This is a genomic window from Syntrophomonas palmitatica JCM 14374 (assembly GCF_001311885.1).
Taxonomy (GTDB): Bacteria; Bacillota; Syntrophomonadia; order Syntrophomonadales; family Syntrophomonadaceae; genus Syntrophomonas_A; species Syntrophomonas_A palmitatica.
Window position 1 is genome coordinate 132,002 of record NZ_BBCE01000002.1, and the last position, 22,584, is coordinate 154,585.

The 22,584-nt window shown below is 47.0% G+C and carries 23 protein-coding genes, 3 pseudogenes and 1 riboswitch; of the genes and pseudogenes, 25 read left to right on the top strand and 1 reads right to left on the bottom strand.

Features of this window, described 5'->3' with window-relative positions; all coding sequences use genetic code 11:
• Positions 1-40: 40 nt before the first annotated feature.
• The 13 genes and pseudogenes from JCM14374_RS01975 to JCM14374_RS02030 all read left to right on the top strand — a co-directional run bounded on the left by JCM14374_RS01975 (position 41) and on the right by JCM14374_RS02030 (position 11,059).
• Positions 41-325, top strand: a complete 285-nt coding sequence (locus JCM14374_RS01975; protein ID WP_054692790.1) for a hypothetical protein — start codon at positions 41-43, stop codon at positions 323-325.
• 54 nt (positions 326-379) lie between these two features.
• Positions 380-799, top strand: coding sequence for a site-specific integrase (locus tag JCM14374_RS15540; protein ID WP_157048909.1), 420 nt, complete (start codon positions 380-382; stop codon positions 797-799).
• Positions 799-1,268, top strand: a pseudogene (locus JCM14374_RS15545) (tyrosine-type recombinase/integrase). The gene JCM14374_RS15540 and the pseudogene JCM14374_RS15545 overlap by 1 nt, the downstream one beginning before the upstream one ends.
• 190 nt (positions 1,269-1,458) lie before the next feature.
• Positions 1,459-2,631: a phosphopentomutase gene (locus tag JCM14374_RS01985; protein ID WP_054692791.1), complete on the top strand. Its 1,173-nt coding sequence runs from the start codon at positions 1,459-1,461 to the stop codon at positions 2,629-2,631.
• Positions 2,628-3,932, top strand: coding sequence for a thymidine phosphorylase (locus tag JCM14374_RS01990; protein ID WP_054692793.1), 1,305 nt, complete (start codon positions 2,628-2,630; stop codon positions 3,930-3,932). Before JCM14374_RS01985 ends, JCM14374_RS01990 begins: the two co-directional genes overlap by 4 nt.
• 169 nt (positions 3,933-4,101) lie before the next feature.
• A pseudogene (locus tag JCM14374_RS01995) lies at positions 4,102-5,246 on the top strand (D-alanyl-D-alanine carboxypeptidase family protein).
• 76 nt (positions 5,247-5,322) lie between these two features.
• Positions 5,323-5,655, top strand: coding sequence for an anti-sigma F factor antagonist (gene spoIIAA, locus JCM14374_RS02000; protein ID WP_054692795.1), 333 nt, complete (start codon positions 5,323-5,325; stop codon positions 5,653-5,655).
• Between the two features lie 34 nt (positions 5,656-5,689).
• A complete protein-coding gene (spoIIAB, locus tag JCM14374_RS02005; protein WP_054692804.1) occupies positions 5,690-6,136 on the top strand; it encodes an anti-sigma F factor in 447 nt (148 codons plus the stop codon).
• Positions 6,137-6,224: 88 nt separating this feature from the next.
• Positions 6,225-6,875 (top strand): SigB/SigF/SigG family RNA polymerase sigma factor, encoded by a 651-nt coding sequence (locus JCM14374_RS02010; RefSeq protein WP_083453811.1) that lies wholly within the window; start codon positions 6,225-6,227, stop codon positions 6,873-6,875.
• A gap of 325 nt (positions 6,876-7,200) precedes the next feature.
• The gene (locus JCM14374_RS02015) at positions 7,201-8,040 is read left to right on the top strand and encodes a glycosyltransferase family 2 protein (RefSeq protein WP_054692807.1); all 840 of its coding nucleotides are present in this window, start codon (positions 7,201-7,203) and stop codon (positions 8,038-8,040) included.
• A 41-nt stretch (positions 8,041-8,081) separates the two neighbouring features.
• Positions 8,082-9,146 (top strand): GDP-mannose 4,6-dehydratase, encoded by a 1,065-nt coding sequence (gene gmd / locus JCM14374_RS02020; RefSeq protein ID WP_207641565.1) that lies wholly within the window; start codon positions 8,082-8,084, stop codon positions 9,144-9,146.
• Positions 9,139-10,083 (top strand): GDP-L-fucose synthase family protein, encoded by a 945-nt coding sequence (locus JCM14374_RS02025; protein WP_054692810.1) that lies wholly within the window; start codon positions 9,139-9,141, stop codon positions 10,081-10,083. Before gmd ends, JCM14374_RS02025 begins: the two co-directional genes overlap by 8 nt.
• A complete protein-coding gene (locus tag JCM14374_RS02030; protein ID WP_054692813.1) occupies positions 10,076-11,059 on the top strand; it encodes a glycosyltransferase family 10 domain-containing protein in 984 nt (327 codons plus the stop codon). Before JCM14374_RS02025 ends, JCM14374_RS02030 begins: the two co-directional genes overlap by 8 nt.
• 155 nt (positions 11,060-11,214) lie before the next feature.
• Here the strand turns inward: JCM14374_RS02030 and JCM14374_RS02035 are convergent, their stop codons facing one another.
• A complete protein-coding gene (locus JCM14374_RS02035) occupies positions 11,215-12,063 on the bottom strand; it encodes a glycosyltransferase family 2 protein (RefSeq protein ID WP_054692815.1) in 849 nt (282 codons plus the stop codon).
• Positions 12,064-12,235: 172 nt separating this feature from the next.
• Between JCM14374_RS02035 and JCM14374_RS02040 the strand changes: the two genes are divergently transcribed.
• The 12 genes and pseudogenes from JCM14374_RS02040 (at position 12,236) to thiC (ending at position 22,549) form a co-directional block, all read left to right on the top strand.
• Complete coding sequence (locus JCM14374_RS02040; RefSeq protein ID WP_054692818.1) at positions 12,236-12,430, top strand: dodecin family protein; 195 nt, start codon at positions 12,236-12,238, stop codon at positions 12,428-12,430.
• Positions 12,431-12,709: 279 nt separating this feature from the next.
• Positions 12,710-13,171, top strand: coding sequence for a stage V sporulation protein AC (gene spoVAC, locus JCM14374_RS02045; protein WP_054692821.1), 462 nt, complete (start codon positions 12,710-12,712; stop codon positions 13,169-13,171).
• A 69-nt stretch (positions 13,172-13,240) separates the two neighbouring features.
• Positions 13,241-14,226 (top strand): annotated as a pseudogene (gene spoVAD / locus JCM14374_RS02050) (stage V sporulation protein AD).
• Positions 14,227-14,325: 99 nt separating this feature from the next.
• Entirely contained in the window at positions 14,326-14,670 is a 345-nt protein-coding gene (gene spoVAE / locus JCM14374_RS02055) for a stage V sporulation protein AE (RefSeq protein WP_054692976.1), read from the top strand.
• A gap of 59 nt (positions 14,671-14,729) precedes the next feature.
• Positions 14,730-15,734, top strand: coding sequence for an acyl-CoA dehydratase activase-related protein (locus JCM14374_RS02060; protein WP_054692824.1), 1,005 nt, complete (start codon positions 14,730-14,732; stop codon positions 15,732-15,734).
• Positions 15,688-16,800: a CoA protein activase gene (locus JCM14374_RS02065; RefSeq protein WP_054692827.1), complete on the top strand. Its 1,113-nt coding sequence runs from the start codon at positions 15,688-15,690 to the stop codon at positions 16,798-16,800. The genes JCM14374_RS02060 and JCM14374_RS02065 overlap by 47 nt, the downstream gene beginning before the upstream one ends.
• Positions 16,801-17,029: 229 nt before the next feature.
• Positions 17,030-18,010 (top strand): acyl-CoA dehydratase activase, encoded by a 981-nt coding sequence (locus tag JCM14374_RS02070; protein WP_054692830.1) that lies wholly within the window; start codon positions 17,030-17,032, stop codon positions 18,008-18,010.
• A 47-nt stretch (positions 18,011-18,057) separates the two neighbouring features.
• A riboswitch (TPP riboswitch) is annotated at positions 18,058-18,168 on the top strand.
• Positions 18,169-18,310: 142 nt separating this feature from the next.
• Entirely contained in the window at positions 18,311-19,147 is an 837-nt protein-coding gene (gene thiD / locus JCM14374_RS02075) for a bifunctional hydroxymethylpyrimidine kinase/phosphomethylpyrimidine kinase (protein WP_054692833.1), read from the top strand.
• Positions 19,148-19,211: 64 nt separating this feature from the next.
• Positions 19,212-20,012, top strand: coding sequence for a hydroxyethylthiazole kinase (gene thiM / locus JCM14374_RS02080; RefSeq protein WP_054692836.1), 801 nt, complete (start codon positions 19,212-19,214; stop codon positions 20,010-20,012).
• Complete coding sequence (gene thiE / locus JCM14374_RS02085) at positions 20,006-20,635, top strand: thiamine phosphate synthase (RefSeq protein WP_054692839.1); 630 nt, start codon at positions 20,006-20,008, stop codon at positions 20,633-20,635. The genes thiM and thiE overlap by 7 nt, the downstream gene beginning before the upstream one ends.
• Positions 20,620-21,306, top strand: coding sequence for an MtnX-like HAD-IB family phosphatase (locus JCM14374_RS02090; RefSeq protein ID WP_054692842.1), 687 nt, complete (start codon positions 20,620-20,622; stop codon positions 21,304-21,306). Before thiE ends, JCM14374_RS02090 begins: the two co-directional genes overlap by 16 nt.
• Positions 21,272-22,549, top strand: coding sequence for a phosphomethylpyrimidine synthase ThiC (gene thiC / locus JCM14374_RS02095; RefSeq protein ID WP_054692845.1), 1,278 nt, complete (start codon positions 21,272-21,274; stop codon positions 22,547-22,549). The genes JCM14374_RS02090 and thiC overlap by 35 nt, the downstream gene beginning before the upstream one ends.
• The last annotated feature ends 35 nt before the right edge of the window (positions 22,550-22,584 follow it).

Genomic DNA, 22,584 nt, shown 5'->3' on the forward strand with positions numbered 1-22,584 from the left:
GGGCTTCAATTTTTAGAGATGATTAGAAGGGATGATTAGGATGATTATTGTAGTGGGTGAATGGAAAAAGAAAGCTGCCAAAATCCTTGCAGTATTGGTTATTATCGGGGTATTTACCGCTTCCGTGCCTTTTTTAACCGGTAAACTGCATAAACATGTTCCAACTGTTGGGGCCTGGTTCAAGGATGAACACCCCAGCGGCAATCCTATGCGGGTGGAAAAAAAGATTGATAAAAATAACCGGCAAACAAGTGACAAAAAAAAGTTTGATCAAATACTGGATCAGTTTGTTTTTAAACTGCAGGATTTTTATCAGGATAAATAAAAGCAGGAAAATACGCCTCGCCTGTCAAAACTAAAAAAGATACAGGAGGGGCTCATGGATAAAATTATATCAGGCTTTATTGATTATTTGAATTTTGAAAAAGGATTGTCAGCGAATACGCTGGCTGCCTACCGCCGGGATCTGGAGAAATTCGGTCGCTATTTGCAGGCAAATGATGAAAGTATTTCGCTGCATGAAGTGGAAAAAAAAGACGTTATGGCTTTTTTATCCTGGCAGCTTGATCAGCAGGCGTCCTATGCCACTGCGGCCAGAAGCCTTTCCAGTCTCAAAACCTTTTACAAATACCTGCTGATGGAGAACCAAATCAGCAGTAACCCTACGCAGGACCTGGAGACGCCCAAAGTAAAACGCAAGCTTCCCATGGTTCTTTCCATAGAAGAAATAGACAGGTTGATGCAGCAGCCAATGTGGTTCTGCCTTTGGGTTTACGGGATCGGGCCATGCTGGAACTAATGTATGGTACAGGTATAAGGGTTACGGAAATGCTTAACCTGCAGATTGAAGATTTGCATGCTATGGCAGGCTTCCTGCGTTGTTTTGGCAAGGGCAGGAAAGAGCGGATTATCCCGGTTAATCAGACTTCCATAGATTGGATACAAAGATATCTGACGCGGGGGCGAAATCTTATAGTTAAAAACCACCTGGAGAGGACCCTGTTTTTAAATGCCCACGGGCGTCCTATGACCCGCCAGGCTTTTTTAAGATTTTAGCTGCCTATGCCCACAAGGCTGAGTTCACCCAGGAGGTTACACCTCATACCCTGCGGCACTCGTTTGCCACGCACCTGCTGGAAAACGGGGCGGATCTAAGGGCTGTACAGGAAATGCTGGGTCATGCCGACATATCTACCACGCAAATATACACTCATCTCACCAAGTCCCGCCTGCGGGAAGTATACCATCTCTATCATCCCCGAGCGTGAAGGGCCTGGGGAACGATTCAACACAGATGAACACAGATTCAGCCACAGATTCACACAGATGTGATATTAATGGGTTGATTATGCAGTTTTATTGTCTTGTTGTCGTTCCGCTTGCTTGTTTATTTTATCTGTGGTTATCTATAATAAATCCGTAATATCTGTGCCTATCAGCTTTTCTGGAGGTTTAATTATGCGTAGACGGGTAATATTAATTGTCCTGGACAGCGTTGGCATCGGCGCTGGTCCTGATTGTGAATTATACGGCGACAAAGGCTGCAGCACTTTAAAAAATACAGCTTTGGTTGCGGGCGGGCTGAATCTGCCTAACCTGGCTGTATTAGGTTTAGGCAATATCGAGGAAATACCTGGGGTGAAACCCCAAGCCCAGGCCGCGGGAGCTTATGGCAAAATGCAGGAAAGATCTAAAGGCAAGGATACGACTACCGGTCACTGGGAGATGATGGGACTGGTTTTGCAGCAGGCTTTTCCCACCTATCCCAAAGGATTTCCTCTTGAACTGATTCGGGAATATGAACTGCGCATCGGACGCCGCACCCTGGGGAATAAAGTGGCTTCCGGGACGGAGATTATTGCCGAACTTGGCAGTGAACATATGGAAACCGGATACCCTATAGTCTATACTTCGGCTGACAGCGTATTTCAGATAGCTGCCCACGAGGATATTATTCCCCTGGAAAAACTGTATGAGATGTGCCGTGTAGCCCGGGAAATGCTTACTGGTGAACATGCAGTAGGCAGGGTGATTGCCCGTCCCTTTATAGGAGAGCCCGGAAGCTTTGTGCGTACCGCTCATCGCCATGATTTTTCCTTGCAGCCTGATAAAAATGTGCTGGATTTTATTCTGGAAGCGGGGCAGGAGGTTATTGGCATAGGTAAGATAAAGGATATATTCGCGGGATGCGGCGTCAGCCAGAATTATCCCACTGAAAACAACCAGGATGGAATCAATAAGATCCTTAAAGTTATGCAGGAAGAATTCAAAGGGCTGATTTTTGCCAATCTGGTTGATTTCGACCAGCTCTGGGGTCATCGCAACGACGCTCATGGTTATGCCAAAGCCCTGGAGGAATTTGACAGACGCCTGCCTGAAATTTTATTAAAAATGAAAGATGAGGATATTCTAATAATTACCGCTGACCATGGGTGTGATCCCACCACTCCTGGCACCGATCACACCCGCGAATATGTTCCCCTGCTGGTTTATGGGAAGAATCTGCAAAAGGACGTTAATTTAGGAACCAGGGAAAGCTTTGCCGACCTGGGGGCAACTGTAGCGGACTACTTGCAAGTTGCGGTTTCGGGCCTGGCAGGACAAAGCTTTCTGAAGGAGCTGAGCAAATGAATCTGCAGGATCTGATTATTAAAAAACGCGATGGCCTGGCACACAGCCAGGAAGAAATTGAATATTTGGTTAAAAACATAAGTGAAGGTACGATGCCGGATTACCAGGTGGCTGCCTGGGCTATGGCCGTTTTCTTTCAAGGAATGAACAAAGAGGAAACCAGAGATTTAGCTCTGGCTATGGCTTATTCCGGAGAAGTAGCTGATCTGACTTCAGTCGAGGGTATTCCGGTGGATAAACACAGCACCGGCGGAGTAGGCGATAAAACCACCATGGTAGTTATTCCTCTCGTAGCCGCAGCCGGGGTCCCGGTAGCCAAAATGTCAGGGCGGGGCCTGGGACATACCGGCGGGACCATTGACAAGTTTGAATCTATCCCCGGTTTTCAAGTGGAAATGGAACACCGGGCGTTTATAAAACAGGTTAATGATATCAAAGCCGCGGTAGTAGCTCAGAGCGGGCGCCTCGTGCCTGCCGATAAAAGGCTGTACGCTATCCGTGACCTCACCGGCACCGTGGAAAGCCTGCCTTTGATTGCCGCGAGCGTGATGAGCAAGAAAATAGCATCGGGCGCCCAGGGGATAGTACTGGATGTAAAAGTAGGCAGCGGAGCCTTTATGAAAAACGAAACTGAAGCCCGGGCCCTGGCGCAGGCCATGGTGGATATCGGCCGCGGGGCCGGAAGGGAAGTAGCGGCTTTGCTCTCCAATATGCAGCAGCCATTAGGAAGGATGGTGGGCAATGCTCTGGAGGTGCGGGAAGCAATCGATACCTTAAAAGGTGAAGGCCCGGCTGATTTAACCGAAATATCAATTCTTCTGGCTGCATATATGCTAATGATCGGCGGGAAATTTAGCGATCTTCAATCAGCACAGGCCTGCGCCGGTGAGATGCTTAATACAGGACTCGGACTTAAAAAATTCCAAGCCATGGTTGAGGCCCAGGGCGGCATTCTGGACTGCAATATACCAGGCTATGGGCTGAAACAGGCCAGTATGCAGCAGGCCGTTATGGCTGAAGGCGAAGGTTATGTCAGCGGGCTGGATGCGTTGGAAATTGGAAGAATTGTGATGCATCTAGGGGCCGGCCGTGAAAAATTAGGCGATATAATCGACCACGCGGTGGGTATTGAACTGGTTAAAAAATATGGTGATGCCGTTAATATTGGTGATACCCTGGCTGTAATACATGCCAATGACAAGGATAAGCTGGAAATTGCCGCTGTAAACCTGAAACACGCCTTCCAAATCAGTTCCCAGGTTCCCGAACCCAAACCGCTGATACTTGGGGTTATAAAATAAAACCAATAATTTCCGCGTTTGCCCCCTCAAATAAATCTGTAGCAATCTATGGCTATTTTCTGGAATAAATCCTCATGTATGCCAATATAATTCACTAGAAAAGCCTGCTGTCTAAGCATGGCCGTTTATTCTCGTAGATCAAATACGCATCATGGGGAGGTATCGTTTCATGGCCCGAATAAACAGGTTAATTTGGCTTCTACTTATGGTTTTCACTTTTACTGTTACCGCTGCGATCCCTGTTCGGGCGGATACACTGGATCTAAAATCAGAATCCTACGTTTTGATGGATGCAGATTCCGGTAAAATTCTTTTAAGTAAAAACCCGGATAAAAGACTGCCCCCGGCCAGCATGACAAAACTGATGACTTTAATTCTGGCGGCCCGGGATTTGGAATCGGGCAAAATTAGTTTGCAGGACAAGGTTCAGACCAGCGAAGATGCATCCAAAATGGGTGGTTCTCAAGTTTATCTGGAACCAGGTGAACAGATGAGCCTGGAAGATATGCTTATTTCAATAGCTGTAGGTTCCGCCAATGATGCTTCAGTAGCTGTGGCGGAGTACCTGGAAGGCAGTCATAAAAATTTTGTCAACAGGATGAATCAGGAAGCTAAAATGATGGGTTTGAGAAATACACATTTTGTTAATGCTTACGGGCTGCCGGCTCCGGATCATTACAGTTGTGCCCGTGATATGGCAGTGATCGCCCGTTACGCTTTGAAACATCCCAAAGTACTGGAGTATACCTCGATTAAGGAATACAATCTTCGTCAGGGCGCTTTCAAATTATATAACACCAATAAATTGTTGTGGTGGTATCAAGGCGCTGACGGGTTTAAGACCGGGTGGACCAATGAAGCCAAACATTGTCTGACCGCCACCGCAAAACGGGATGGACTGCGTCTCATAGCGGTTGTTATGGCAGCTCCCGAAACGCACGGAAATTTCAGGGATGCGATGAAGCTGTTCAACTATGGTTTCGCCCGTTATGCCTATAAAAACTATTCTCCTCGGGGCAGCTGTGTGGAGTCGTTAAGGTAGGCAAAGGAGTAGTGGATGATGTTGAAGCTGTAGCCGAAGAAGATGTGGGAGCCATCTTCAACAAGGGTGATGAGAAAAAACTGCGGGCAGAAAAGAGCCTGGTAGCTTATATTGACGCGCCCGTTAAAAAAGGTCAAAAGTTAGGAGAATATCAGGTATATAAAAATGGAGAAATATCCAAACAGGTTAATATCGTTGCTGCTAATGATGTTCCCCGTGCCGGTTTAATTAAACAAATCCTGAAGGTATTTGCCGAAACGTATCTCTTATAAATGGAATTTTGTGGAAGGAATTTATCCCCTCCTTGTTGAATCTCTATTGGAGATGACAGGGAGGGGATATTTTTCTATGAACTATGAATTAAAACAGGTCAGGAACACCCTGGTAGTCAAATTAAAGGGCGAGATGGATCTGCTGATCGCGGATAAGCTTCGTAAAGAAATTGACATGCGCCTGGAAGAAAGCAACATTAAAAATCTGATTATTAACCTGGAGAGGGTTAGTTTTATCGACAGCTCCGGGCTGGGGGTTATTTTGGGCCGCTATAAGAAGATTTCTTCCGCCAGCGGGCGCATGTTCATAGTTGGGGCCAATCCTGCTGTGGAAAAAATTCTCGTGTTTTCCGGGATCAACAAACTGGTACCCATTTATACAAATGAACAGGATATAATAAATATTTAAAGGAGGTGAAACCGGCCGGAGGCTGGGTCCTGTTATGAATATTAAGAATTACATTCGATTCGAATTTCCGAGTCTGCCTGAAAATGCAGCACTGGCCCGAACCTGTGTGAGTTCTTTTGCGGCGCAGCTTAATTGCACCCTGGAGGATATCGAAGAAATCAAGCTGGTGGTTTCTGAAGCCGTCTCCAACTGTATTATTCATGGTTATGAAAACCGCAGTGACGGGAAGATAGTAATTGAATGCAGCATAGATGACAATCGCAGCCTGGAAATAAACATAATAGACTATGGGAAAGGCATAGATAATCTGGAACAAGCTATGCAGCCGGCTTATTCCAGTGTTCCATCCAGGATGGGTCTGGGCTTTACCTTCATGAAATCATTTATGGACGAAATGGGGGTTACAAGCAGTCCCCACGAAGGAACCAGCGTAAGACTGAAACGCAGTTTCCTTAAACGGGAACAGGAAGCCTATGCTTGAGAGGGGGCAGGGGCAAGATGAATTCCTATGAGGAAAATGAAGCCCTGCTCATCAAGCTCGTGAAGGGGATAACGAAGCCCGCAATACGTTGTTTGAAAACAACCTGGGACTAGTATATATGGTCCTGGAGAGATTTAAAAACACCTCATATGATTACGAAGACCTTTTTCAAGTAGGGTCAATAGGCTTACTTAAAGCCATAGATAAATTTGATTTCTCATTTAATGTGCGTTTCTCAACCTATGCTGTACCTATGATCATCGGGGAGATTAAGAAATTTCTGCGGGACGATGGGATTTTAAAGGTACAGCGGGGGGTTAAAGAAAACTATTCCCGCATCCGCTGGGCTCAGGAGAAACTGCGCTCCGACCTTGGCAGGGAACCGGTGATTAATGAGATAGCAAGCCTCCTCGAAATGGATCGGGAAGATGTGGTAGTAGCTATAGAAGCGTGTCAGGCTCCGGCTTATATTCATGATATTATGCCCGGAGACGATAAAGAACAGCTTTCGCTAATAGATAAACTGGCTAATGACGAGACCACTGGGTCTATATTAGAAAAAATGGCATTGCGCGAGGCTCTGGAGAAGCTGAGCGTTCGGGAAAGAGAGGTGATAATCGGACGGTTTTTTAAGGATGAAACCCAATCCAGCATTGCAGAACGCCTGGGCGTATCCCAGGTGCAGATTTCTCGTATTGAGAAAGCCGCCATACAGAAAATGCGTGGTGTACTAAACTAAATAAAAAGAAAGGAAGGTTGGTGAAAACAGGAGAACACCGCAGGTGTTCTCCTGTTAGTTTGTGGATAAGCATTAGTTGTGATTCTTTTTAGATGGCTGCGTAGCTAACCATCCTTGCAACGAGCGAAAATAGCTTAGTTGTTATTACGAGGCGACGGCGCGGCAATCTTTAGATAATTTACTTTTTAAAACCCTGATAGGAGGACACTAAAATGTTCTCCTCTTTAATTTGTGGGAGACAGTGTTTATCACCCGGTAACAAAAAAAGGCCATATTCATATATTGGAATTATAACTCTGGCTTAATCTGTGCTAGGAGGCCTTCCATGGATGTCAATAGGCAGGTAAAAGTTCGTGTTAATAGAGCAGGAACTATTAGGGTTAATGCCAATTCGGCCCAGGGCTACAGCAACATAAGTGTTGCGGGCAGACGGGTGTCATTTAAGGTAAACCGCTATGGAGCAGCGGAACAACAAATACCAGGAGTCTCTGTAATCACGTGTACCAACCGTTCTGATAGTTTGGACAGAATTATGGCCAATTACCTGCGCCAGGTTTATCCCCAAAAAGAATTAATAATTATTGTGAACTCTAACAGTGTTGATATAGGTGAATGGCTGCACCGGGCAGGAGGCCACCCGGATATTCGCATATTTCATGTGGATGCCGAAATGCATCTCGGTTATTGCTTAAACTATGCTGTTGACCTGGCCGGATATGAGTATATAGCCAAGTTTGATGATGACGATTATTATGCTCCCAACTATTTAAGCGATGCTTTGCATGTATTTCCATCAGTTTATGCCGGGATTGTGGGCAAATGTGCGATGTTCGTTTACTTTGAGGCCAGCAAAACCCTGGCCATAGCTTTGCCTAACCATGAAAACGTATATGAACACGGAGTAGCGGGCGCGACTATGATAATACGCCGGGAGGTTTTCAAAAAGGTAAGATTCCCGGATGTGACCGAGGGAGAAGATAGCATGTTCCTGAGCAAATGCCGGGAACAGGGGATAGGCATATATGCCACTGACCGCTTCAATTTTGTGGCCATCCGCCGCTCCAATGTGGATTCACATACCTGGAAGGTAGATGAAAACGAGTATCTGAAATACTGTGAATTTGTTGTCAGAACCGCTGATTTTGTTCCGTATATTACGCGGTGACAATCCGGTTCGTAAATTAAGAACCTGGCTGGGGAAGGAACATGAGAATGGCAGGCAAACCTAAAAGAGCTCTGGTTACAGGGATAACCGGTCAAGATGGATCATATTTGGCAGAATTCCTGTTAAACAAAGGATATGAAGTGCATGGAGTTATCCGCCGGGCCTCAACCTTTAACACGGAAAGAATTCAGCATATTTACCGCGATCCCCATGATGATAATTGCGGCTTTTTTCTTCACTACGGTGATTTGAATGACGCAACCGGTTTAAGGCGAATACTGCACCGGGTAAAACCGGATGAAGTATACAACCTGGCCGCACAATCACATGTGAAAGTATCATTTGAACAGGCGGAATATACGGCTGACACGGTGGCCACCGGAACTCTGCGGCTGTTCGAATCCCTGCGTGATTATATTGATGTATCGGGTTGTCAGGTGAAAATATACCAGGCCGGGTCCTCTGAGATGTTTGGGGCTTCGCCCCCGCCTCAAAATGAAGACACACCTTTTTATCCCCGCAGTCCCTATGCCGTTTCCAAGGTGGCAGCTTACTGGTATGGGGTTAACTACCGTGAAGCTTATGGAATGTTTATTGCCAACGGGATTCTCTTCAATCATGAATCACCCCGCCGCGGCGAAACCTTTGTAACCAGAAAAATAACCAGGGCTGCATCCCGCATAAAGCTGGGGCTGCAGAACGAACTCTTTTTAGGGAATTTGGCGGCCTTTCGTGACTGGGGTTTTGCCGGGGATTACGTGGAAGCTATGTGGCTTATGCTGCAGCATGAAAAGCCCGGTGATTATGTTATAGCTACCGGAGAAGCCCATTCCGTACAGGAGTTTGTAGAATTGGTGTTTAATCTGCTGGAGCTTAACTGGCGCGATTACGTCAAAATTGACCCGCGTTATTTCAGACCCAGTGAAGTTGACTATCTCCTGGGAGATTCCACCCGGGCCAGAAATCTTCTGCAGTGGAAGCCCCGGGTGAGTTTTGAACAATTGGTGCGGATGATGCTGAATCACGATCTGGAGATGGCGCGGCAGGAAAAAACTCTGCGGGAAGCCGGACACAAGGTGGAGCCGAGGGGGGTGCCGTTTGGATAAGGAGGCCAGAATATATGTAGCCGGGCATGAAGGCTTGGTGGGTTCTACTATTACCCGGCACTTGCGGGAGCAGGGATTTAACAACCTCATATTAAAACCCCGGGATTCACTGGACTTATGTCGGCAGGAATCCGTCAAAAATTTTTTTGCTTTTGAAAAACCAGAATATGTTTTCCTGGCTGCCGCCCGGGTGGGAGGCATAGCCGCCAACCAGCAGCACCCGGCAGACTTTATCCGTGACAATCTGCAGATTCAGACCAATGTGATCGATTCCGCTTATCGTCATGGGGTAAAAAAACTGCTCTTTTTAGGATCTTCTTGTATTTATCCCCGGCTCGCCTCCCAGCCCATCCATGAAGAATGCTTGATGGGCGGTTATTTGGAATCAACTAACGAACCTTATGCCGTAGCCAAAATTGCCGGTATTAAAATGTGCCAGGCCTATAATCGCCAATACGGCACTGATTTTATATGTGTTATGCCCGCCAATTTATATGGACCCGGCGATAATTTTGATTTGGAAAACGCACATGTTCTGGCGGCCTTGATGCACCGTTTTCACCTGGCCAAATTAAATGGAGAAAAGGAAGTGGCGGTATGGGGAACAGGAAAGCCACGGCGGGAATTTTTGCATGTCGATGACCTGGCAGCAGCTGTCATATTGCTGATGAATATATACTCAGGCAGTGAAATTATAAATATTGGCAGCGGTAAAGATATCAGCATTGCCGAAGCCGCGCAGCTGCTTAAAGAGGTAATCGGCTATTCAGGAGCTATAGTATATGATACCGCCAAACCGGACGGAACTCCCCAAAAACTGCTTGATATAAATAAAATAAAGGCCCTGGGCTGGCAGCCGGTGATAACCCTGGAGGAAGGCTTAAGGTCCACCTATAAATGGTTTACTGAATACTATAGGAGGCATGCCCGTGATTAAAGTCAAATTGAGCACAGATTTACCTTATGAGCCAATTATTCGGCAGACGCCAGGTTCATCAGGAATCTGGGAAAATTTTCAGTTTTTTATTGACCAGGAAGTGGAAGATTGCGATTACTGGGTGGTTTACAATGGTTTGACCCAGCGGGAAAGCTGCTATTGTCCCCCGCAAAACACGATTTTTATTACTGCCGAGCCGCCGGATATTAAGAAGTATAACCCTATTTTTCTCAGGCAGTTTGCACGGATTTTAACATTTCACCGGGATATCATTCATCCCAAGGTTGCCTACGGCCAACCGGGCTTAAACTGGCATGTGGGGCGCATTCTCCTTGACGTTGAGAACAGGCGCAGCATTGTAACCAAAACCTACGATGACTTTAAAGCCATGCGGCACTTTGAAAAACACAGACTCCTATCAGTAGTCAGTTCCAATAAGGATTACAGCGCGGGACACAGAAAAAGGCTGGAAATGGTGCAAAGGCTCAAGGAGCATTTTGGTGACTCCATAGATATATTCGGACACGGTATACGTGACATTGATGACAAATGGGACGCTATCGCCGGTTACAAATATCATGTTGCTATAGAAAATAATTATCTGTCCCATTACTGGACTGAAAAACTGGCTGATACCTATCTGGCTGGAGCCTACCCTATATATTACGGCTGTCCCAATCTGAAACAGTATTTTTCTTCTGATGCATATACGGCGATTGACATAAATAATCCTGAGCAGGTTATTAAGACCATTGAACAATGCATAGACAGCAATCAATATGAGCGGTCCCTTCACGCTATAATGGCTGCCCGGGATAAGGTCCTGGATGAATACAATATGTTCCCTATGATAGCTGATTTTATTAACCGGGGAGGACGCAAAAAGATAACCATCAGACCGGGAGCGCAGTTTACTAGTGTAGTATATCGCCTGCCTATGCCGGGTTCGAAAAGGCGCATCACCATTAGTCCCTAAAAGGGGTTGAATAAACAACTTAAGTTAATAGGCCTGTTGTTCCAGATTTAGAAGCCCATTTAATAGGCGTAAATTTGCGTTCGTTAAATGGGCTTTGTAAATACTGTCACCCTATGCTGCAGGCCACAACCTAAGTAAAAATCTTTGTATTAATACTATAATGCGATTCGAGTCGAACGTGATCGCACATATATTTTGTTGTTAGTGGGGGTAGTGAGGGGTTCACGCTTAGATGGATTAATGCGGGCAGATATAAAGGAAAGGTAATGACTGGTGTGAGCTATCAGATGTGAACGGGACAGAAGTACTTCGTCACTGTCCTGCCAGAGATGGGTGCTTATGTCTCCTCGCCTGATGCCAACGAAATCCTCTTTAGAACTGGAGTAAATCGGGAGACCTTTTTCCTTGCACAGAGACAGGAATTCCACATCTTCTCCCGCGTTGCGTTCCGGGAAAGTGAATTTCTCAAACGTTTCCTTTTTAATTAACAAGGTGGCTCCGGTTACATAATTTACGAAACGGTTTTCCTGATCGGGATTATAAACGGCCAGGCTCCTATTGGCCTCAAAATACAGGTAAAAGCTGGCTTTGCCCACTACTGAGGCATTATTATCCAGGAGCGCCTGCATTTGTCCCTTCAGATATCCGGATGCATAGTAATCATCATCATCGAACTTGGCAATGTAATCATAATGCGCCTTTGAAACGCCGTAATTAAGCGACTTGCCCAGGGACCACGATTCGTCCGCCTGTATTAATTTGATGTCTGGGTATTTTTCGAGGGCTTGCTGCCATTCTTCCAACAGCATCGCATTATTGTTCAATACAATGATCAACTCACGGGGATGATAATCTTGACGCTGGTAGTTGGCCAGGATTCTATCCCTGTAATTTAAACGGTTTGTAACTGTAATTATGGATATGCCCGGCCCGGTATCTTGAATGGGTTCCATCTGTTGGTTAACGTGATGAAACGGTGACCGCTCCGTATACACCTTAATCATGTTTTCTCTCCCCAACGCGAATTTTCATATATTGATGTTTATTTTTATGATATGAACAGGAATTAGTCTTAGTGCCTATAAGTTAAGCGTACAAGTTTGTTTCTTTTGCTGCATAAGGCCGGGTGAAAACGCAATACTAATATTGTTAAATAACATAAAGGAGGTTTTTTATTTGCAGGTAAAGGTAGCTGAATTTGTAGGCGAATCAACTCGCAGCTGGCAGGATGCCATAGAAAATGCGGTTTATGAAGCTTCCAAGAGCTGCGGAAGTGTTACCGGGGTCGAGGTTTACAACTGGACCGCCGGCTGCCGAGACAACAAAATTATTGAATATAAGGCTAATGTGAAGATTGCTTACGTAGAATAGCTTTAAAGACCAATGGGTAAAATGGCACCCTTATGGAGGGTGCCATTTCGTTTTTTGCATAGTACAGTATCTTTTGTCAACGGTTATGGATAAGTGTGGTCAGATCGTTGGCAAGTAGTTTGAAAAGTCATCTTAATTGGAAATATCACCGCCTGTCATTGCAGGCGCAGCGAAGTAAGTTGGAACACCGCAACCGATTGCTCCGCCGGGCGAAATTGTTATCGGCATAGCATAAAAAGACTGTTCAATGCCCATAATATGCTACCAGGAGGACTAAGCATGACGGAAAAAAGCCAGGAACTAAAAAATATCGAAATGCAAGAATACGATGCCATGGTACAGCGCGTGAAACCGAAATCCCAGGTATTTAAACATTGCATTTGGGCATTTATAGTTGGTGGTCTCATTTGCGTGCTGGGCCAGATGCTCACTAATTACTTTTTGAGCCAGGGCTTTAAAATAAACGATGCCGGTTCCGCTACCGCAGTGGTACTGGTGTTTCTGGCAGCGCTTTTTACAGGCCTGGGAATCTATGATGAACTGGGCAAACGGGCCGGAGCCGGTTCCATAGTGCCTATAACCGGTTTTGCCAATGCTATTGTAGCTTCGGCGCTGGAATTCAAACGCGAGGGCTATATCTTCGGGGTAGGGGCGCGCATATTTAGCGTAGCTGGACCTACCTTGCTATTTGGTTTTGTGGTCTCAACCTTAATTGGTTTGATTAAGATTGTGCTGCGGTAGTCTATAAATGTTATAGATTTGATAATGGCAGGGGGGCGGCAGCTTATGGCTGGGGAAAAGAAAAGGGGCATGCAATCAGTATTATTCAGCTATCCTCCGGTATTAACCGCCTGGGCGTCCACAGTTGGTCCCAAGGAGGGGGAAGGCCCCTGGGCTAATGATTTTGACCAGGTTATGCCTGATTATCTTAACCATGAAGATACCTGGGAAAAAGCTGAACATAAAATGCTGCGTGATACCGTCAAAATAGCCCTGGCCAAAAACAGTCTTCTTCCCCGGGATGCAGAACTATTATTAGCCGGAGATTTGTTAAATCAAATTGTATCGTCTAATTTTGCGGCCCGGGAGCTGGAAATACCATTTATGGGTCTATACGGGGCATGTTCGACCATGGCTCAAGCTTTAATTACCGGTGCTATGCTCCTGGATGGCGGGTTTTTTTCTCGTGTGGTCAGCTCAGCCTGCAGCCACCACTTTACGGCGGAACGGCAATTCCGGTTTCCTACCGAGCAGGGTACTCAGCTATTCCCAGTTCCCAATGGACCGCAACCGGCGCGGGTGCTGTTGTTTTGCAGACTATGGGCGAAGGACCGCGTATAACATGTGCCACTGTTGGCAAGGTAGTGGATTTAGGACAGTCAGATACCAATGATATGGGCAGTGCCATGGCTCCTGCCGCTGTAGACACTATAAAAATGCACCTGGCTGATTTGAACCGGCCGGCTGATTATTATGACCTTATTGTTACCGGTGATCTTGGCAAGGTGGGTATGGCAATGGCCGGGCAGCTTTTTGTGAAAGAGGGTATTGTTCCTGTAAACACTTACAGCGACTGCGGAGTATTATTATACGATGGTCAGCAGGACGTTAACTCGGGCGGCAGCGGCTGCGGCTGTTCAGCCGTCATGTTATGCGGTCCCCTCCTGAAAAAAATGATAAATGGTGAAATAAGAAAAATGCTGCTGGTAGCTACCGGTGCGCTTATGAGTCCCACCACTTCTTTTCAAGGCGAGACTATTCCGGGAATAGCACATGCGGTTGCTATTGAGATGTGAGATGTAAAGGTTACAGAGTAAGGAGAAAAGCAGTCCTATTCGGTGTAAATGGTCAAGTAAAATTACCTGAAGGAGGGGTTATAAGTGGGTTCATTATACATGGCGTTTTTAGTTGGGGGAATACTTTGCTTAATAGGACAGTTGATTATGGATTTAACTAAAAACAGCATTACACCCGGCCACATCCTGGTAGGATATATCACCGCCGGCGCAGTTTTAAGCGGTCTGGGACTATATCAACCCCTGGTGAATATCGGGGGGGCTGGGGCTACAGTACCCCTTTCCGGTTTTGGACACCTGCTCACCCAGGGAACCTTAAAAGCCGTAGAACAAAAGGGTTTACTGGGGGCTTTCAGCGGAGGAATCGAAGCGGCTGCAGCGGGCATTGCCGCAGCCATCATTTTTGGATATTTGGTGGCCGTTATATTTAATCCCAAAGGCTGATTATAATTTTTCACAGATTAACAGTGATTAGTGCTGATTTATCCAGAGCGGAGGTAAAAATGAAAGTTGGCATCCCGAGGGGACTTTTTTTCTATTATTACTATCCATTATGGAAAACCTTTTTTAACGACCTGGGGGCCGAAGTTATTGTTTCACGTGAAACATGCCGGTTTACAATGGACCAGGGAATAGAAATGTCTGTAGACGAGATATGTTTGCCGGTAAAGGTATATTTCGGACATGTCAGGGAGCTTTGCGGGCAGAAACTGGATTATCTATTTGCTCCGCGTCTGGTAAGTGTGGAGCCTAAAGCTTATATATGTCCCAAGTTTATGGGAATACCTGATATGCTTGCTGCTTGTATAAAAGGGCTTCCTCCCTTAATAGACATTACCGTTGATGTTAGCAAAACCAACAAGTATTTGCAGCGTGATATAGAAAGGATCGGAGCCTTGTTTAACTGCAGCAAGCGTCAGGCGGAACGGGCTTTTGCACATGGCCGCTTTGAAAATTACCGCTGCCTTAAAATCGCGCAGCAGGGATATACTATGGCAGAGGCCATACGGATATGGGAGGGTCAAGAGCGGCCTGTAAGTCAAAAAGGAGATTTGAATATTTGTGTCCTGGGACACGGTTATTCACTATATGACGACCATATCAGCATGAATCTTATTTCAAGATTAAGGAATATGGGCTGCAATATACACATGGTGGAAACGTTTGCAGCAGATGAAATTGAAAAAGAAGCAGCCCATATGCCCAAACGTGTCTTCTGGACGCTGGGCAGAAAATTAGTCGGTACGGCTCTGCACATGGAAAAAAGACCTGAAATAGATGGCATAGTATACCTGGCTTGTTTTGGATGCGGTCCGGATTCGCTGATTGGAGAAATTATAGAACGCAGAGTGCAAAATAAGCCGTTTATGTTGGTGACAGTGGATGAACACACCGGTGAAGGCGGGGTTTTAACACGCCTGGAGGCCTTTTGTGATATGCTGCGGCGAAGGAGGATGCAGGATGAAGGTAACCTTTCCCCACATGGGGAATGCTTATATTCCCATTAAAGCACTTTTGAAAGGTTTAAAGCTGGATGTGGTTGTGCCTCCTCTGGTCAGCAAAAGGACCCTGGAACTGGGAATGAAATATTCACCGGAATATGCCTGCATGCCATTAAAAATAAACATGGGTAATTTTATCGAGGCCATGGAAAATGGAGCTAACGCGATTGTGATGGCAGGAGGATGGGGGCCTTGCCGTTTCGGTTATTACGCCCAGGTGGAAAGAGATATTCTGCGTGATCTGGGTTATGATTTTAAAATGATCGTTTTGGAAGCCCCTGACTCAAAATTATCAGAACTGCTTAAACAGGTAAAAGCGCTGGGGGAAAACGTCAGTATGCGCCAGGCCTACCAGGCGGTTAAATTTGCCTGGTACAAGCTTAATGCGGTGGAAGCATTGGAACGTAAGTTGGAATATTATCTTCCCAGGGTGATCGATAAAACCACATGTGAAACGATATACGAACAAGGCCTGCGGGATATTGATCAGGTTTCTGCCCGCAAGGAAGTTGATATTTGCCTGCGTGAATCATTAAAGAAGCTGGAAACCCTGCCTCAGCATCATGAACCGGTTTTGCGCCTGGGTTTGATAGGTGAAATATATACCATTTTGGAACCGGGTGCCAACTATCATGTTGCTCGTTCATTAGGGCGTTTAGGGGTTGAAGTAACCAGATCCATTTATTTAAGCGAATGGGTGAATATTCACCTTACGGGCGGATGGCTAAAGAAGAACCGGCATCGCGAGATTATAAAAATGAGCCGTCCTTATCTGAATTACTGGGTTGGGGGCCATGGCAGAGAAACGGTTGCATATGCGGTGGATTTTGCCCGCCAGGGATATGACGGACTAATCCAAATCGGTCCTCTGACCTGTATGCCGGAAATTGTAGCACAATCAGTTTTGGGCCGGGTTAGTGATGTTGAGGGCATTCCCTGTATGACCTTGTACTTTGATGAACACGATGGGGCCGCTGGCATAAACACCCGCCTGGAGGCCTTTGTGGATATGCTGCGCCGTAAAAAGACTGTCCCCGCCTACGATGCCGGCAGATTAAGCGTATCGGTTTAAAACAATTAACCACCGATGAACACAGATGACTATCCATTAATTTATTAAAACTCAACTTTGGCAGTTGACAGGTTAGTGCGGCACAGAAACGCTTGCTGTGCAATTATGTTATTACGAGCGACAGAGCGGCAATCCAGGATACAATTATCTGTATCAATCTGTGTAATATCTGTGGTAAACGTTCCTGGCTCTTTGTTAATCAGTGGCGAATCAAAAAGGAGGAATTTGTTTGCATTATTATTTGGGAGTTGATATTGGCTCGGTAAGCAGTAACTTCGTGCTGATCGATGAAGGCTGTCAGCTTAAAGATAAGGTTTACCTGCGCACCCAGGGCAATCCGGTCAAAGCCTTGCGGGATGGATTTGGCATTATTAATAAATCTCTGGCCGGAAGCGATGTCCAGATCCGGGGAGTAGGCACTACCGGCAGCGGACGCTACCTGGCCGAGGTTTTATTGGGGGCGGATGTAGTAAAGAATGAGATAACCGCTCATGCCGTGGCAGCATCATATTTGTATCCAAATGTTAGGACGGTTATTGAAATTGGCGGGCAGGACTCAAAAATTATATTTATGAAAAACGGCATAGTCAATGATTTCGCCATGAATACAGTTTGTGCTGCCGGTACGGGATCCTTTTTGGATCAGCAGTCAGCCCGTCTCAGTATTCCTATCGAATCATTCGGGGAATATGCACTGAGGTCAAACCAGGCTGTAAGGATAGCGGGGCGCTGCGGCGTATTTGCCGAATCGGATATGATCCATAAACAGCAAATGGGTTATCCCGTGGAAGACATTATTATGGGTTTATGCGAAGCCCTGGTGAGAAATTATTTAAACAATTTGGCCCGGGGCAAAAAACTCGAAGAACCGATTATTTTCCAGGGCGGAGTTGCGGCCAACCGCGGTTTGCGTAAAGCCTTTGAAAAGGTGCTGGATCAGACGGTGCAGGTCCCGGAACATTATGAAGTTATGGGAGCCATGGGGGCGGCGCTGCTTGCCAGGGAACAAACGCGGATGCAGAGCCTTGGCACTAATTTTAAAGGCGAACAATTCATCTTAGAGGGTGAATTTACTACGCGCAGTAATGAGTGCAAAGGTTGTCCCAACTTCTGCGAGGTGGTATGCATTAAAAGGGACAATCAACCCCTGGCTTACTGGGGCGATCGCTGCAAAAAATGGGAAGGTTCTCTGCAGGAAAGACTGGCTTAGTATATTTTGCTTGCTGCGGTTTACATTATCATATATAATGCAAAAAAACATGACACTGGGGGGGCCTCATAATCCGAGGCTGAGATAGCGGCGGTAGCCGCTGACCCTTTGAACCTGATCTGGCTCGTACCAGCGGAGGAAAGTGTTTTACTTGTTTAATTTCAGGTGAACTGCTTGGCTGGTTCACCTGTTTTGCTTTGAGGAAAGTATTGACCACAGATAAAAGCAGATAGACGGTTTGGAGATCATGACATTAAATACACAACACGGGTTTGTGTATAAGGAGTTAGGGGGATAGAGATGAAACATATTCTAACTATTGCGGGGTCGGATTCCTGTGCCGGGGCAGGAATTCAAGCCGATCTGAAAACGATATCGGCTTTGGGAGCGTATGGTCTGAGTGTAATAACCGCCGTAACCGCACAGAACACCAGAGGGGTAACGGGGGTTCAGGAAATAAAACCTGAAATAATAAGGGCGCAATTAGAAGCTGTTTTTGCCGATGTGCGTGTTGATGCGGTTAAAATAGGCATGCTGGGCAGCAGTGCCACCATTCAGGTGGTGGCCGCTTTCTTACGCGATCTTATGGCGGACAAGCTGCAAGACGTGCCCGTTAATTATGAAACAGGCCGGCTGCCGCTGGTCTTAGACCCGGTTATGGTGGCCAAGAGCGGCGACCGGTTACTGGAAGATGAGGCTGTTAACAGCTTGATAAATGACCTGTTGCCAATGGCAATGGTATTAACCCCCAATTTGCCGGAAGCCCAAACCTTGCTGGGGTCGACTATTAAAGACCCGGCGGAAATGGCCGAGGCGGGCAAAAAACTCGTAGAAATGGGGCCTAAATGGGTAGTGGTAAAAGGAGGACACCTGCCGGGCGAACCAATCGATTTGGTTGTCGGACCTGATGAAGTTTACGAATTACCGGGAAGGAGAGTTGCCGGCCATAATAATCATGGCACCGGCTGTACTTATTCTTCGGCTATTGCTACCTATTTGGCTCTGGGGCATCCTGTCTCTGAAGCTATTCGCAAGGCCAAGGGTTATGTTGAAGCTTCGCTGGTAAACGGATTCTCCATTGGACATGGGGTGGGGGTGCTGGATCATTTTACAGGGGTGAGAAGCGCCATGAAATAGATTCAGCGACTCTGTCTTACCCCACAGTTGAAAATCTGTGAATTAGATTTGGGAGGGGATAGGGATGTTAAAACGGTGTGCCGAGATTTGGGATGAAGTGCGAAATAAAAAGCCTCTGGTGCATTGCATGACCAACTATGTAACCATGAATGACGTGGCCAACATAATTTTGGCGGCCGGTGCCTCGCCGGCCATGTGCGACCACCCTGAGGAAGCTCCTGATTTTGCACGCTTGGCCGGTTCGCTCTATTTTAACCTGGGGACCCTGACTTCGGAAAAGAAGGCGGCAATGATAGACGCAGCCGTGGTGGCCCGGGAAACCCAAAAACCAGTCCTGATTGATCCTGTAGCCTGTGGAGTAATTGCTCGAAAAAAGGAGGTCACATATCGACTTCTTTCCATAGGCAGCATAGGTGTTATTAAGGGTAACGGGGCGGAGATCAAAAGCCTGGCCGGGATGGAAAGTCAGGCCCGCGGGGTGGATTCTATCGATAAGGGTGAAGGGACCGAAGAAGCGTGTGCAAAGCTTGCCGCTACTCATGGCCTGGTGGTGACAGCCACTGGTGAAAGAGATGTAGTGGCGGCAGCCGGAAGGGCGGCTTTGCTTGCTAATGGGACTCCGCTTTATCAAGAAATTACCGGCGCGGGCTGTATGGCCGGAGGAGTTATGGCCGCCTGCCTGGCGGTTGCTCCCGGTGAGGCATGGGCTGCCAGCGTCAGCGGGCTGACAGCCTTTAATATAGCCGGTGAAAGGGCTGCCCGCCTGGCTGGTATGAACCCCGGCACTTTTAGGACCCTGGTCTTTGATCAGCTTTATAAGTTGCGGGGGCAGGACCTGGTAAAGGAGGGGCGGGTTGAATGGTAGACCTCGATTATTCACTTTATCTGGTTACCGACCGCGGATTGCTGGAAGGCCGCGATTTAATACAGGAAGTAAAAAAAGCGGTCAATGGCGGGGTAAGCCTGGTGCAGCTGCGGGAAAAAGAGGCCGGCAGCCGTGATTTTTACGAATTGGCCCTGGCTTTAAAAAAAGAACTTGCTGCTCGCCGTGTCCCATTAATTATCAATGACCGATTGGATATAGCCCTGGCTATAGAAGCAGACGGTCTTCATATAGGGCAGGAAGACCTGCCTTTGTCAGCCGTGCGCAAAATTACCGGACCAGATTTTATCGTGGGGATTTCTGTGGGCAACCTGGAACAAGCCCGCCGGGCTGAAAAGGAAGGGGCCAGCTACCTGGGCGCGGGACCGGTTTTTTTAACCGTCACCAAAGCTGATGCCGGGGAAGCCACAGGTCCTGAGTTCATTCAAGTATTGAAACAGGAATGCGCATTGCCCGTCATAGCTATAGGCGGAATAAACGAAGATAACCTGGCCGGGATAAAATCGGCCGGAGCTGATGGAGCAGCGGTAGTCTCCGCTCTAATGGGCCAGAATGACATAGAGGCCGCCGCACGGAGGTTAAGGAATTTATGGGAAAAAACCTGATATTCTTTGTGGACTTCGATGGCACCGTGGTCTCCCAGGATATCTGCGCCAGCATGGTTAAACAATATGCCGGCAAAGGCTGGGAGGAACTCAACCAGCTTTGGGAACAAGGCGAATTGTCTACGGGCGAATGCGCCCAGCAAACCCTTAATCTTATGCAAGTTAAACCAGAAGAACTGCATGCGTTTTTCGGCAGGTTTGAACTTGATCCGGGTTTTAAATCTTTTGCGTCCTGGACTGCAACCAATAATCATCCTGTATATATCTTGAGTGATGGTTATGACAACTATATTGATCTAGTTTTTAGAAAGTACGGGTTGAACATACCCTATTACGCCAATCATCTGGAATTTGAGGACGGATGGCGCTTTGTCGCTCGTCACCAGAACGGCGAATGCGATAAATGCGGGGTTTGCAAAAAACAAATAATAGAAGAAAAAACACCTCTCGGTTGGACCAGGATATATATTGGGGACGGATATTCGGACACCTGCCCGGTCTCGGTCTGCGATATGGTTTTTGCAAAGAACAGCCTGGCGGATTACTGCCGGAGCGAAGGGATTGCTTTTGAGCCCTATCAAGATTTTAACGATATTACCAGGAAACTTGACGAAGTATTTTTGGAGGGGAAGAACGATGAATTACAAGACGCAGCGCGAAGCAGCAAGTAAAGCAATTATCACCCCTGAAATGCAAAGGGTTGCTAAAGAAGAGAAAATGGATCCCGGGGATTTGTGCAGCAGAATGGCGGCAGGGCAGATTGTCATTCCCGCTAACCACAATCACCGCTCCTTGGAGGCCCGTGGCATAGGAGCAGGCCTTAAAACCAAAATCAATGTAAACCTGGGTATCTCCCGGGATTGCTGCGACTGGGCCATGGAATTGCTAAAGGTTGAGACGGCGCTTAAGATGCAAGCTGATGCCATTATGGACCTCAGTTCCTATGGCGACAGCAGTGCTTTCCGGCAAAGACTGATAGCCATTTCGGGAGCGATGATAGGAACGGTGCCCATTTACGATGCCATGGCCGTTTTTGGAAAACCTGTCTTTGACCTGGCCTCTGGTGATTTTTTGCGCCTGGTAGAGATTCATGCCCGTGACGGGGTAGATTTTATGACTATTCATGCCGGTCTAAACCTGGCCGCGGTGGAAAGACTTCACAAAAACCGGAGGCTGACCAGTATAGTATCCCGAGGCGGTTCTATGCTTTATGCCTGGATGAACATAAATCGAGCTGAAAACCCTTTTTATGAACATTTTGATGAGTTGTTGGAGATCTGCCGGGAATATGACGTAACCCTTAGCCTGGGAGACGCCTGCCGTCCGGGATGTCTGCATGACGCAACCGATGCGGCTCAGGTGGAGGAGCTTATAAGTCTGGGCGAATTGACTCTGCGCGCTTGGGAAAAGGATGTGCAGGTAATCATAGAGGGGCCTGGCCACATGGCTATAAATGAGATAGCAGCAAATATGGTTCTGCAGAAGAAATTGTGCCACGGAGCGCCATTTTACGTGCTGGGTCCGCTGGTTACCGACATCGCTCCTGGTTATGACCATATCACCAGCGCCATCGGGGGTGCTATAGCGGCTTATAATGGAGCTGATTTCCTATGTTATGTTACGCCGGCTGAACATTTGAGGCTGCCCAACCTGGAAGATATGGCTGAAGGAATAAATGCTTCACGTATTGCTGCCCATGCTGCGGATATTGCCAAGGGGATTCCCGGAGCAGCGGAATGGGACTATAAAATGAGTGAGGCGAGAAGCAGATTGGACTGGGAAACGATGTTTGCCCTCGCGCTTGATCCCGATAAGGCGAGCCGCTATCGGGCTGAATCAGGCAGCCCCAGTGAAGAAACCTGCACCATGTGCGGCGAACTCTGCGCGGTGCGGACCATGAAAGAATTTGTATAGGGGAACGATTGAATCCAGATTTGATCACTAATTTT